Annotated in this window: 12 protein-coding genes; all 12 read right to left on the bottom strand. The window is 70.1% G+C overall.

Features of this window, described 5'->3' with window-relative positions; all coding sequences use genetic code 11:
* Window positions 1-6: 6 nt before the first annotated feature.
* The 12 genes from WYO_RS24065 to WYO_RS24010 all read right to left on the bottom strand — a co-directional run bounded on the left by WYO_RS24065 (window position 7) and on the right by WYO_RS24010 (window position 12,442).
* Entirely contained in the window at window positions 7-390 is a 384-nt protein-coding gene (locus WYO_RS24065) for a response regulator (RefSeq protein ID WP_007567491.1), read from the bottom strand.
* A 95-nt stretch (window positions 391-485) separates the two neighbouring features.
* On the bottom strand, window positions 486-1,757 hold the full coding sequence (locus WYO_RS24060; RefSeq protein ID WP_007567489.1) for a methyl-accepting chemotaxis protein: 1,272 nt from the start codon (window positions 1,755-1,757) through the stop codon (window positions 486-488).
* Window positions 1,758-1,759: 2 nt separating this feature from the next.
* Window positions 1,760-2,134 carry a response regulator gene (locus WYO_RS24055; protein ID WP_007567488.1) on the bottom strand — a complete coding sequence of 125 codons (375 nt, stop codon included), beginning with the start codon at window positions 2,132-2,134 and terminating at the stop codon, window positions 1,760-1,762.
* A gap of 9 nt (window positions 2,135-2,143) precedes the next feature.
* Window positions 2,144-2,938, bottom strand: coding sequence for a ParA family protein (locus tag WYO_RS24050; protein ID WP_007567487.1), 795 nt, complete (start codon window positions 2,936-2,938; stop codon window positions 2,144-2,146).
* Window positions 2,935-3,225, bottom strand: coding sequence for a hypothetical protein (locus tag WYO_RS31970; RefSeq protein WP_007567485.1), 291 nt, complete (start codon window positions 3,223-3,225; stop codon window positions 2,935-2,937). Before WYO_RS31970 ends, WYO_RS24050 begins: the two co-directional genes overlap by 4 nt.
* Window positions 3,225-5,858 (bottom strand): chemotaxis protein CheA, encoded by a 2,634-nt coding sequence (locus WYO_RS24040; RefSeq protein ID WP_007567483.1) that lies wholly within the window; start codon window positions 5,856-5,858, stop codon window positions 3,225-3,227. The genes WYO_RS31970 and WYO_RS24040 overlap by 1 nt, the downstream gene beginning before the upstream one ends.
* A complete protein-coding gene (locus WYO_RS24035; protein WP_007567482.1) occupies window positions 5,855-6,232 on the bottom strand; it encodes a response regulator in 378 nt (125 codons plus the stop codon). The genes WYO_RS24040 and WYO_RS24035 overlap by 4 nt, the downstream gene beginning before the upstream one ends.
* A gap of 13 nt (window positions 6,233-6,245) precedes the next feature.
* Window positions 6,246-7,115, bottom strand: a complete 870-nt coding sequence (locus WYO_RS24030) for a protein-glutamate O-methyltransferase CheR (protein ID WP_007567481.1) — start codon at window positions 7,113-7,115, stop codon at window positions 6,246-6,248.
* Complete coding sequence (locus WYO_RS24025) at window positions 7,115-7,732, bottom strand: HEAT repeat domain-containing protein (RefSeq protein ID WP_007567480.1); 618 nt, start codon at window positions 7,730-7,732, stop codon at window positions 7,115-7,117. The genes WYO_RS24030 and WYO_RS24025 overlap by 1 nt, the downstream gene beginning before the upstream one ends.
* Complete coding sequence (cheB, locus tag WYO_RS24020; RefSeq protein WP_007567478.1) at window positions 7,722-8,828, bottom strand: chemotaxis-specific protein-glutamate methyltransferase CheB; 1,107 nt, start codon at window positions 8,826-8,828, stop codon at window positions 7,722-7,724. Before cheB ends, WYO_RS24025 begins: the two co-directional genes overlap by 11 nt.
* Window positions 8,829-8,880: 52 nt before the next feature.
* On the bottom strand, window positions 8,881-10,479 hold the full coding sequence (locus WYO_RS24015) for a chemotaxis protein CheW (protein ID WP_007567474.1): 1,599 nt from the start codon (window positions 10,477-10,479) through the stop codon (window positions 8,881-8,883).
* Window positions 10,480-10,510: 31 nt separating this feature from the next.
* On the bottom strand, window positions 10,511-12,442 hold the full coding sequence (locus WYO_RS24010) for a methyl-accepting chemotaxis protein (protein ID WP_007567472.1): 1,932 nt from the start codon (window positions 12,440-12,442) through the stop codon (window positions 10,511-10,513).
* Window positions 12,443-12,799: the final 357 nt, after the last annotated feature.

Raw genomic sequence — 12,799 nt, 5'->3', positions numbered from 1 at the left:
GTTCGATCACTCCTTGGCGTCCGATGGGGCGAGGGCGGAGATGGCGGCCAGGAGTTCCTGCATGCCGACCGGTTTCATCAGCACGCGGTCGGCCCCGACGCGCGCGGCCTCCTCCATCGAGAAGAGCTGCGGTGCCCGCGGGGCGCCCCCGGTGATCGCGATGATCGGCAGGCCGGGCTTGTGCGCCTTGACCCAGCCGATCAGCGTCAGCCCGTCCCGCCCGGGCATCCAGAGGTCGGTGACGAGGATATCGAACGGGCGGCTGCCCAACAGGGCCTCCGCCTCGGCGGCGGACCCGCATTCCTCGACCCTGTGCCGGCCCCGCTCCAGAAACCGCCGGACCGTCATCCGCACGACGGCCACGTCATCCGTCAGGAGGACCGATGCCATAGATCAATCCTCCTGTCATGAATGCTGAAAGTGTGCATCACAAGCCTGACGTTCAGGGCAGATGCATCTGGTAGAATGCGATGTTTCAAAATTCTCTAAAACAACTCGATATCATTATTTTGTTTTGCCGCGTTTCTCGGGGGTGACGGTCCCTCGGAAAGTGCAATTTCTGCAAATGATCTAGCGTCGGGCCAAGATTTCGTCAAGGGATTCGACAGATCCAGTGCGTGAAGATGCGTGCGGGCGGCGGCAAAAATACCTTCCAGATGCTGCAAGCGCTGGCGCGTGACGTCCTGAAACTGGATCGACCCGATGAGCCGGACGATCGGCTGGGCGATGCGGGCGCTCTCTTCCTGGACCTTCACCAGCGTGTCCCGCTGGTGGGCGACCAGGCGCTCCATGTTCTCCGTCAGGCTGGCGATCGCCGAGGCGATCTTCATCAGCTCCCCGCGCTCGCTCTCGACCCGGTCGGTCACCAGGCTGGCGAAATTCTCGCGGATGGAGACGCGCAGGCTGGCGAGATCCTGGGCGATGCGGGTCGCGGTCCCCGCGGAGGCGCTCGAGAGCTCCTTGACCTCCCTCGCCACCACGGCGAAGCCCGCGCCGGCCTTCTCGGCCCGGGCCGCCTCGATCGTCGCGTTCAGGGCGAGCAGGTTGGTCTGGCGGGCGATGGCCTGCACGCCGTCGGTCGCCCGGGTGAGCTGGGCGGTGGCGACGTCGAGCTCGTCGAGGCGCTGCCGGCAGGTCACCACGTCCTCGTCGCGGCGGACCAGGAAGTCGCCGATCAGCTGGCGATTCTCGGTGAGCTGCTGGTCGGTCTGGTCGACGATCTCGACCACCCGGGTGTTGGAGCCGGACAGGTCCAGGAAGGCGAGCAGCTCGCTCATGGCGCCGTCGACCTCCCGCAGGCTGGTCATGATGTCGTAGGCGGCGGCCTCGGTCTCGGTGGTGACCGAGGCCGTGTCGGTGGCGGCGCGCTCGAACAGGCGGTCATAGACCGCGAGATGGTCGGCCAGGGTGGCCTGGATCTCGGCTGGAATCTCGGCCGGGACCGCTGCGCCTCCCGCCGCCCGTCTCGCCGGTCCCGTCGCCTCTTGCGCGCCGGGATCGTCCTGCCGCGATTCCGCTTGCGGCGCCTCCGCGGGCGCCCGGTGCGCCGGTGGCTCCAGGCTCGGCGACGGGCGGCTCAGCACCGCCGAGACCCAGCTCGCCCCCCAGCTCGCCGCGAAGCCGAGGGCCGCCAGGGCGGCGACGCCCGGCACGGGCCCGAACGCCACCGTGCCGGCGGCGGCGAGCACCAGGGCCGACAGCCCGGCGCAGAGCGGTCCGGACCATCGGAGCGCGAGGGGGGGAGGGGCCCAGGCCACGATCAGGCTCCGGGGACCAGCTGGCGGATCACCTTGAGCAGGGCATCCGGGTCCACCGGCTTGACGATCCAGCCCGTGGCACCCGCCGATTTCGCCTCGTTGCGCTTGTCCTGCTGGGACTCGGTGGTCAGCATCAGGATCGGGATGAACTGCAGGCCCGGGAGCTTGCGCACCCGGCGGATCAGCTCGATGCCGTTCATCGCCCCCATGTTGAGGTCGGTGATCAGCAGGTTGGGCTTGGTGCCGCCCTGCAGCGTCGTGACGGCTTCCTCGCCGCTCGCCGCCTTGACGACGCCGAGGCCGGCCTTGCTCAGGATGCCCTCGATGCTCATCAGCATGGTCGGGGAATCGTCGACAATCATGATCGTCGTGGCCAAGAGGGTCTCCTAGGACGGTGCGTGGGATGCGGGGGCCGTGTCGGCCTGCCAGACGGCGGTGAGCTCGTCGGTCAGCAGGGCGTAATCGGCGGCGCCGCGGCTGGAGGGCGCGTAGTCCCGGATGGGTTTACGAGCGGCGAAGGCCTCCGCGAGGCGGATGTCGGTCCGGATGCCGGTGAGCACGCGCTCGATCCCGAATTCCCGGGCGATGTCCTGCATCGTCTCGCGGTGGTGGTTGGTATGCACGTTCAGCATCACCGGTAGCAGGCCGACCACCGTCAGGTCGCTGTTGACCGTGGTGGCGATGCGGAAGAACAGCCGGGCCAACTGGCGCACGCCCTCGGCCGACAGGGCGTGCGGGATCATCGGGACCAGGACACCATCGGCGGCGGCCAGCGCATTGACCAGGATCATGTCCAGGGAGGGCGGCGTGTCGACGATCACGAGGTCGAACCGCGCCGCGATCTCCGGGCCGCGCAGGCAGCGCTGCAGGGCCGAGACGCTGCGATCCACGACCGTCATCCCGTCGAACAGCTGGTCGGCGGGGGCGACCGAGACCCCCGCGAAGGCGGTGGGCCGGATCGCCGCCTGCAGGTCGAAATCCGGGCTCGTGAAGATGTGGTGGGCGGTCGGCGCGTCGCGCTCCGGCACGATGCCGAAGCCGAGGCCGGCATGCCCCTGGGTGTCCAGGTCGACCAGCAGCGTGCGCCGGCCGCGGGCGCCGCACTCGGCCGCCAGGTTGACCGAGGTCGTGGACTTGCCGCTGCCGCCCTTCCGGTTCGAGATGGCGAGGATCGTGGTCAAGCGGTCGCTCCGGAGGCCGGCGGGGCGGAACGCTGCGGGGCGGCCTGCCGGGACGCCTCCAGGAACGGCATGACGAGCCCGGCCAGCGCCGGGTCGGCGGGCGGCGCGAGGGTGGCCGGCCGCGCGGCGGCCAGGACCTGCAGGATGGCGGTGTGCAGCCCCTGGCACTTGGTCAGCACGACCTTGTGGGCGCCCGGCCTGCGCAGGGCCTCCAGAAGCGGCAGGGCCTCCTCGACGGTGCAATGCCCTTCGAGGTGGATGGTCTTTCGGGCGATCCGGATGGCCATCACAGCAGCTCCCTGAGATCGAGCACGAGGAGGACCCGGCCGTCCCCCAGGAGGGTCGTGCCGGCATAGCCGCCGATGCCCGCGAGCACGCCCTCCAGGGGCTTGAGGATCACGTCCATCCCCTCCCGGAAGTTGTCGATGATCAGCCCGACCCGCCGGCCGTTGACGTGGCAGACCAGCACGGCGGCGTCGGCCTCGCCCCGGGGCTGCTCGGGCAGGTGCAGCAGCCGCGACAGCCGCAGCAGTGGGATGATCGTCTCGCGCAGCACGAAGGTCTCGGCCTTCTTGATCATGCGGATGCGCTCGCGCGGCACCCGCACGGTCTCGACGATCATGTCCATCGGCACGCCGTAGAGGCTGCCGGCGGTCTCCACGATCATGATCCGGGTGACCGCCATGCTGAGCGGCAGGGCCAGGCGCGTCGTCGTCCCCTCGCCGAGGCGGGAGCTCACCGAGACCTGGCCGCCGAGCTTCTCCACGGTGGTCAGCACCACATCCATCCCGACCCCGCGGCCGGACAGGTCCGAGACCTCCAGCGCCGTCGAGAAGCCCGGGCGGTAGATCAGGTTGATCGCCTCCTGGTCGGAGAGGCGGTCCGCCTCCTCCTGGCCGACCACGCCCTTGGCGACCGCGGCCGCGCGGATCCGGGCCGGATCGATGCCGCGGCCGTTGTCCTGGACCTCGATGACGACGCTGTCGGCCTCCTGGCGGGCCTTCAGGAGGAGGCGCGCGGTGGCGGGCTTGCCGGCCGCCTGGCGCTCCTCCGGCGCCTCGATCCCGTGATCCAGGGAGTTGCGGACGATGTGCAGCAGCGGGTCGCCCAGGGCCTCGATGATGGTCTTGTCCGCGGCCGTGTCCTCGCCCTCGAGGACGAGGTCGATCCGCTTGCCGAGCTTGCGCGCGAGGTCGCGCACCAGCCTGGGGAACCGGTCGAAGATCTCGGCCACCGGCAGCATGCGGACCTGCATGATCGCGCCCTGCATCTCCTGCGCGAGCCGGTCGATGACCGCGTATTGCTCCTTGATCTCGCGGGACATCTCGCGCGAGGCGTAGGTCTCCTCCGCGCGCTTGGCGAGGAACGGCAGGGCGTTCTTGGAGACGACCAGCTCGCCGATCAGGTTCATCAGCAGGTCGATCTTCGCCTGATCGACCTTCAGGGACTTGGCGGCCAGGCGCCCCTCCGGCTCCTTGCCGGCGACCGGAACCGACGCGGCGTCCTCGGCAAAGCCCTGCGGCAGCGCCTCGGCCGGCGCCGGCGCGGCCTCCACCCGCTGGAGCGGGGCGCCGTCCAGCACGGCGGACAGGGCGCTCAGCACCGGCGCGACCGAGCGGGTCTCCCGGGCCTCGTCGAGCGCCGCCCGGATCGCCCCCCGCTCGGCATCGCGGCCGAGGCTGAGGAGCACGTTGCCCACCACGGTGCCGACCGAGGCGAGGCGCTCCGCGTCGTAGCCCGTGCGCTCCAGCGCCCGCTGCTGGCTGGTGAGGACGGTGCGGGCGAGGTCCTCCCGCGGGTCGGCGGCCTGCGAAGCCGGCTGCTGCGCCGGGGCCTCGCCGGCGGGACACGGGTCGGCCGGGGCCGGATCGAACCGGCCGGTCCCGGCGGCGGCCACCAGAGCCGCCACGAGATCCCGATCGGGCTCGCCCGCCGAGAGGGCGACCTCCAGCCAGTCCAGAGCCTGGCGGCGCCAGAGGGTCGGCCCGGCGACGCTGCGCAGGGCCGCCACGGCCTTGCGCAGATCGTCGTGGCGCCCGGCGTCGAGGAACGCCGAGGCCACCGCACGGAAATCGTCCCAGATCGGCCCGTCGCTGGCCACGCCTTCGATGCGCACGAGGTCCCGGGCCCGCACGGGGGCGATGGTGACCCGGTCGAGCTCGTAGCGCATCGCCTGCTCGATCTCGGGCCGGGGCGCGGTGCTCAGCAGGGCGAAGTGCAGGTTGCACTGGTAGGGGTCGAGATCCTCCAAAGGCCCCCAGGGCTGGTCCGCCGCGATGTCGAGGGCGAGCGCACCGGGGACCTGCTGGATCGCCTGCAGGGGATCGGTGCCGTTGAAGAAGCAGCCCGGCTCCGGCGCGTAGAGCACCAAGTGGACCGTCTCGCCCCCGCAGGCGCGCCGGAACGCGTCCAGGCAGGCGGGGGCGGGCAGCCGGGCCAGAAGCGCCGGCGGGAGCGTCGCGGCGGCGTCACCCGGCGCCGGATCCGTGCCGGGCAGCGGGTCGGCCGGCTCCCCGCCGGGGGCGTCGTCCGGCGTGCCCAGCCGCTGGCGCAGGAGCGTGGACATCCGGTGCGCGACCGCGTCCGCATCCGTCGGCAGGACCGCGCGCCGCTCCAGCTCGTCGATCCACTGGCCGACCTGGTCGAGGCTGTCGAGCAGCATGTCGACCAGGGCGGAATCGATCTGGAGCGCGTCGGACCGGACCTCCCCGAGGAGATCCTCGGCGGCGTGGACCAGCCGGGTCAGGGCCAGCGCGTCGAACAGGCCGGACGAGCCCTTGATCGTGTGGACCGCCCGGAACACCTCGTTGATCGCGGTCTCGTCCGTCGGGTTGCGCTCCAGCTTCAGCAGGCCGCTCGCGGAGACCTGCAGCAACTCGCGCGCCTCCGGGATGAACCGGGCCAGCAGGGGGTTGGTCATGCCTGCGCACCCGTCAGCAGGCGCGCGGTCTCGACCAGCAGCACGGGGTCGGCCGGCTTGACGATGTAGAAGTTGGCCCCGACCGCGTAGGCCCGGCTCGCATCCGCGTCCTTGGCCTCGGTGCTGATCGTGACCACGGGGATCGCCTGGAGCGACGGCTCGCGGCGGATGCGCGTCACCAGCTCGTAGCCGTCCATCTTGGGCATGTTGATGTCGACGATCATCAGGTCGAAGCCGCCGAGCAGCGCCTTCTCCAGGCCCTCGACCCCGTTGGCGGCCTCCTCGACGACGAACCCGGCCCGGCCGAGCACGTCCTGATAGAACATCCGCATCGTGATGCCGTCTTCGACGACAAGTATTCGTTTGCCGGACATGCCCGCCTCAACCTTATTCGATCGGTCTTTGATAGACGATCGTGTCGCCGAACTTGCGCGGCAGGAACATCGACGACATGCGGCTCATGCTCTCCGAATGGCCCAGGCAGATGAAGCCGCCCGGGGTCAGGCATTCGTAGAGCGCTTCGACCGCGGCGCGTCGGGACGTATCATCGAAATAGATCAGTAGGTTACGGCAGAAGATCACGTCCATCGCGCGGTAGCGATGCATGTGGATCGGGTCCGACAGGTTGGCGATCGAGAAATCGATGGAGCTGCGCAGCTCCTCGTGGATCTCGAACTGGTCCTCGCCGACCGACCGGAAATACTTCTTGCGCAGCTCCGGCGACAGCCGCTGCAGGGAGCGGTTGCCGTAGATCCCCTTGCGGGCATCGGCGAGCACCCGGGAATCGATGTCCGACCCGGTGATCTCGATGTCGAACTCGTCCGCCCGGGACCAGTTTTCGAGGATCTGGATCGCGATCGAGTACGGCTCCTCGCCGGTCGAGCACGGCATTGACCAGATCCGCAGCGTCCCGCCGGGCCGGCGCGTCCGGGTGATCTCCGGCAGGATGCCCCGCACCAGGGCGTCGAACTGGTAATCCTCGCGGAAGAAGTAGGTCTCGTTGACCGTCATCAGGTTGACGAGATGCTGCAGCTCCTCGCCCGAGGCCTGGAAGCGCAGCAGGGTGAAATACGACTTGAAGCTGTCGCTCCCGGTCTTGGCGATCCGCTCCAGGAGCCGCTTCTCGACGAAATACTCCTTCTTGCCGCTGAACGAGATGCCCGTGCGGCGGTAGAAATATTCGTAGAACTTCTGGTACTCCTCCTCGGTGACCTGGATCGCCGGGGCGGTCTGGCCGAGGGAACGGGGCGGCTGCATCACGACCCTCCGATCCGGCGGATCGCCGCGGCGGCCGCGAAGCGGATGAACGGCACGTCGGGGAAGCGCGCGGCCAGGGCCTGGAGCGGCGCGATCGCGCGCTCGTTGCCGATCTCGGCCAGGCCGTCGACCGCCGCGGCGCAGACGTTGATATGCGCCTCGCGCGCCACGACCTCGGCCAGCCAGTCCGGCGCCTTCGGGTGCGGCAGCAGGCTCAGCATGTTCACCGCCAGGATGCGGACATCGCTGTCGGGATCGGCCAGCAGGTCGGCGACATGCGGCTCGACCTCCATGGGCATCTCCTGGAGCGCCTCGATCGCGGCGTTGCGCAGGGCGCTGTCCTCGCTGCGCAGCAGCGGCAGCAGGCCCTCCACCACGGCAGGCGACTTGAGGCGGATCAGGGTCGTCAGGATGACGGCCCGGACGCTGGCGGCCGGCTCGCGCGCGAGATGCGCGCAGAGCAGCGGCCCGGCCTCCGGGAACGCGCCGAGTTCCCGGGCGGCCCGGCGGCGCTCGCCGGCCTCCGGGGCGGCGAGGGCGGCCTTGAGCCCGGCGAGATCCGCGTGCGGCGCCTCGGCCTCGGTCTTCGGCGGAGCGGTCGGCTTCTTAAGTCCCACGGCGGCGTCCCCCGGCCAGAGCCCCGGCCTCCGGGGCACCGAGCCACCCGATAAGCTGCTCTGCGATCGCGTCGCTCGGCAGGACCACGCTGGCCCCGCCGCGCTTGATCAGTTCCTGCGGCATCCCGAAGACGACGCTCGTCTCCTCGTCCTGCGCGATGGTCAGGCCGCCGCCGGCGCGCAGCCGGGCCATGGCCTCGGCGCCGTCATCGCCCATGCCGGTGAGCTGCACGGCGATCAGCCGGTTGGCCGGGAGCAGGGCGAGCGCGCTCTCGACCATGCGGGCGACGCTCGGATGCCAGATATGCGTGTCGCTCTGCGGCAGCGGCGTCGCGGAATAGCCGATGCCGCGGCGGGTCACGACGAGGTCGGCATCCCCCTTGGCGATGTAGACCGTGCCGGGCTCGACCGGCATCTGCCGGGCGACCTCCACCACCGAGACCGCGCAGAGCTCGTTCAGCCGCCGGGCGAAGACCCCGGTGAAGCTGCTCGGCATGTGCTGGGCGACCAGGATCGGCCAGGGGAAGTCCGCCGGCAGGCGCGGCAGGATGTCCTCCAGCACCCCGGGGCCGCCCGTGGACACGCCGACCAGCACCAGCCCGGGGCGACCGCCCGCGAAGGAGACCTGGGCCGACGGCGGCGGCGGGGCGGGACGGCGGCGCTGGGCGGCCAGGCGCCCGCGCAGGCCGGTGCTGCGGCGGACCCGGGTGGTCGCGGCGCTGCGGACCTTCAGCAGAAGCTCGCGGTGGATCTGGTCGATCGACAGGGAGATCGTGCCGCCGGGCTTCTGGACGAAATCGACCGCCCCGAGGCTCAGCGCCTGCAGGGTCGTCTCGGCGCCCTCCTCGGTCAGCGACGAGACCATCACCACCGGCCGCGGATCCTCGCTCATGATCCGCGACAGGCAGGTGATCCCGTCCATCTCCGGCATGTTGACGTCGAGGGTGATCACGTGCGGATCGAAGCTTTTGAGCGCCTCCAGCACCTCGACGCCGTTGCGGGCCGTCTGGACCGTGAAGCCGCCCGCCGCTTCGAGGAGCTGCGTGAGGTGCCTGCGCATCAGGGCGGAATCGTCGGCCACGAGGGCGCGGATCATGCGGGGTCTTTCCGGGGGGACGGGTCGGGATGACGGGGCGGCGGCCCCGCGCTCAGTGGGTGGTGAGCCGGACGGCGGCGGCTTCCTGCGTGTCGAGGAGCTGCATCGTGTCGAGCAGCAGCACCATGCGCTTCTGGCTCTCCAGGTTGGCGACCCGGCGGATCAGGCGCTGCTGCGCGTCCGAGAGGTTGGGCGCGTCGCCGATCGCCTTGGCCGAGATCCGCATCACCTCGGAGACCGAGTCGACGATGAAGCCGGTCCGGACGCCGCGGACGGTGAAGACCATGATCCGCTGGCGGTCGTTGCGCTCCGCCTCGGCGAGGTTGAAGCGGCGGCGCTGGTCGACCACCGGCAGGACGACGCCGCGCAGGTTGATCACCCCCTCCACGAAGGACGGCGCCTTGGGGATGCGGGTCAGCTCGTCCGGGACGCGGACGATCTCCTGCACCGCCTCGATCGGCACGCCGTATTCCTCGCCCATCAGCCGGAACACGACGAACTGCTCCTCGTCGGCGGCGTCCTGGCGCTCGTCCCCGTCCTGTCGTCCCTCGGCCCGCATGCCCTCGTCCTCCGTGGCGGCCAGCTTGCGCAGCGCGCTGGTGTCGAACATCTTCTCGACCGACAGGACGGAGACGAGGCGCCGCCCCTCCTGCAGCCGGCAGATCGCCTGGATCTCGTCCATGCCGCCGTCCTGCGACAGCAGCGCCGGCATCGGCTCGACGAGGCTGCGGCTGACCCGCAGCACCTCCTTGACGCTGTCCATCACGACGCCGACCGACAGGGTCCCGCCCTCGCCGAGGGACACCACCACGACCTTGTTGGTCTCGGTGAATGCCTTGGCCTCGAGGCCGAACATCTCGCGCAGCGACACGAGCGGCAGCAGGCGGTTGCGCAGGGTGATGACCCCGAGCACGTGGGGCGGCGCGTTCGGGACGTGGGTCAGGCGCTCGGGCAGCTGCACGATCTCCTGCACCCGCTCGATCGGGAAGGCGTATTCCTGCCCCGCCACCTCGAAGCTCACGAGCTGGTCCTCGTCGGCCTCGACCTCGGCCCGGGCGGCGGAATCCGCGTCGGCGGCCTGGACCTGCCCGGCGGCCCGGCGGACCTTCGCGGCGATCTGGCTGAACTCGCGGCTCACCAGCTGGGCCGCGTCCAGGATCATCACCATCGAGCGGCCGTCATCGCCCTTGATCATCCCGGTCAGGAGCGCGGTGTCGACGCTGCCCTCGATCGCCGAGGTCGGCTCGATCCGGTCGGGATCGACGGTGACGACATTGGCCATCCGGTCGACCACGAGGCCGATCGGATTGCCCTGGTCGAGCACGACGACCCGGGTGGCGTCGTCGTTCAGCACCGGCGGGAAGGCGAACACGTCCCGCAGGTTCAGCACCGGCAGGACCGTGCCCCGCAGGTTGGCGAGCCCCAGCAGCGAGGCGGGGCTGAACGGCACCCGCACCACCTTGGGGATCCGGATGATCTCCTGCACGTCGGCCAGCGCGACGGCGAACATCTCCGTCTCGACGTGGAAGATCACGAACTGACGGGCCTCGCTGCGGTCGTCCGCGTGGTCCGGCCGTGCGGCGGCCTCCGCCGGATCGGGCGTGAACCCGGGATCCGGCGCCTGCACCGCCTGAGCTGCTGCGTCTGCCATGGTCGGTCTTTCGCTCTCCGGGCGGTTCGGCTCAGGCGGCCTGGAGCTCGTCGGCGAGCGAGGCGATCTCCTCGATCGCGGCGGCGAGCTGCTCGGCGCCCTTGCCCTGCTCGGCGGCGGCGGTCCCGGCCTCCGCGGAGGTCCGTGCCGCCTGCTGGGCCGCGGCGGCGACCTGCTCGATCGCCGTCTGGACCTCCTGGACCATGCGGACGATGCCGCCGGCGCCGGTCAGGATCTCCCGGTTGCCGCCCAGCACCTCGTCCATGTCCTTGATCACGGCGTCGAAGTTCCGGGAGATGGCGAGGCTCTTCTCGACCTCGTTGGCGGCGCCGTCGGCGATCTCCTGGATATCGCCGCGCACGAACACGATCGTGTCCTGGATGGTCTTGACCGTGTCCTTGATCCGCTCGGCGTTCTCGGCGGAATCCCGGGCGAGGTTGCGGATATCGGTCGAGACCACCGCGAACCCCTTGCCGAACTCGCCGGCGCGGGCCGCCTCGACCGAGCCGTTGACCGCCAGCATGTTGGTCTGGATCGAGACCGTGGTGATCGCGTCGACGATCTTGTCGATGCGCCGGCTGACCTGCTCGAGCGCGGCGACCTGATCGCGGCTCACGCGGCCCGCCTCGACGGATTTCTCCAGGCCGTTGATCATCGCATCGACCAGGCCCTTGTTCTCGTTCAGCATCTCCGCGATCGCCTGCGCCTTCTCCACGGCGGCGCCCGCCAGATCCTGGGTCACCTGGGCGCGCCGCTCGATCTGCGCGATCGCGGCCGAGGATTGCTGGGTCGCGGCCGATTGCTGCTGCGCGCCCTTGGTGATCTGGTCGAGGGCGATCGTGACCTGGCCGGCGGCGCGGTTGATCTCCTCGACGGCGCTGGACAGCTCCTCCGCCGCGGAGGCGACCTCCTCGGCGCTCTTGCCGATATTGGTGCTGTTCTTCAGCTCCTCGGCGAGGCCGGACAGCTCCTGGGCGGCGTCCTCGCTCTGCGACAGCGCCGTGGTCTGCTGCTCGACCATCTTGCCGGCCTCCTGGCAGGCCGCGCTCTGCTCCTCGGCCGCGGCCGCGATGATCTCGGCGCCCTTCTGCGCCTCGGTGGCGGCGGTGGCCGATTCGTCGGCGGCCCGGGCCAGGTCGCCGCAGCCCGCGATGATCTCGGCCATGTCGGTGCGCACCCGGTCGAGCTGGGTGGTGACCGCCCGGCCGGTCTCGACCTGGGAGCGGGCCGAGATCGCCGACTGGCTGATCCCGTCGGCCGCGACCTTCACGTCGGCCTGGATCTGCGCCACGAGCGCCTGGATGTCGCGGGCGGATTTCTCGCTGGTCTCGGCCAGGGTGCGGACCTCGTCGGCGACCACCGCGAAGCCCTTGCCGTGCTGGCCGGCCCGGGCCGCCTCGATGGCGGCGTTGAGCGCCAGCAGGTTGGTCTGGTCGGCGATGCGGGCGACCGCCTTCACGATCTCGCCGATGGCGCTGGCCTGCCGGTCGAGCTCCTCGACCAGCTTCACCGACGCCTCCTGGCGCTCGGACGCCTTGGTGATCGCCGCAACAGACGTGTCGATCTGCGCCGCGGTCTGGACGACGAGATCGGACAGGGCCTCGGTCTTGCGCAGGGACGTGGTGGCGTTCTCCTTGGCGGCCTGGATCAGGACCGCCCCCTGGTTCACCGCCTTCATGGTCTCCTGCGCGGCGCCCGCCGCCTCCTCGGCGCCGACGCCGATCTGCTCGGAGGCCTTGCGCAGCTCCTCGGCCGCGGCCGCCGCCTCGGCGATCCCGCTGGACAGCTCGGCGGTGGCCGAGGCGATCCGCTCGGCGGCCTTCTGCTGGCGCGCGAAGGTCCGGGCCTTGCGCTTCTCCGCCTCGGCGACGAGGTGCGACCGGCCCATGGGGGCCGAAACACTCTCCCGCGGGGCGGTCGCCGCCGGCATGGTGTGGATGGCGGATTTCTTCGCAAGAGCCATGTGTCGACGCCTTCAGTCGGGTGCAGAGGATGTCCCGCCGCTCGGAAGAGGCGGGTGTGTTGGTATTCAGATGAACCGTTGATCGAGAAGCTTGTTTTCGATCCTGTCAGGGATGTGCTTAGATGATGTGCTATAGAAAACCGCGGATCACCACGTCATATGAATATACTATGACAGACATAGACTAATGAGATCATAATCTTTATACAAACGCGGCCGCGTCACAAGTTTTTTTCTGAAAGAAATCTGCTCAGCATAAGCGTAAAATTTTCCGGAGCGAGCGAACTTGATCAGAATCGGTTCACTTTGCCGGACGACCGGTTCGGGATCTTGGCGACGGCCTGGACGGGATCCAAA

It is taken from the genome of Methylobacterium sp. GXF4, from assembly GCF_000272495.1.
In the GTDB taxonomy this organism is placed as follows: Bacteria; Pseudomonadota; Alphaproteobacteria; order Rhizobiales; family Beijerinckiaceae; genus Methylobacterium; species Methylobacterium brachiatum.
Note: the sequence above shows the minus strand (reverse complement) of the source record. Positions and strands in the feature narration are given on the sequence as shown.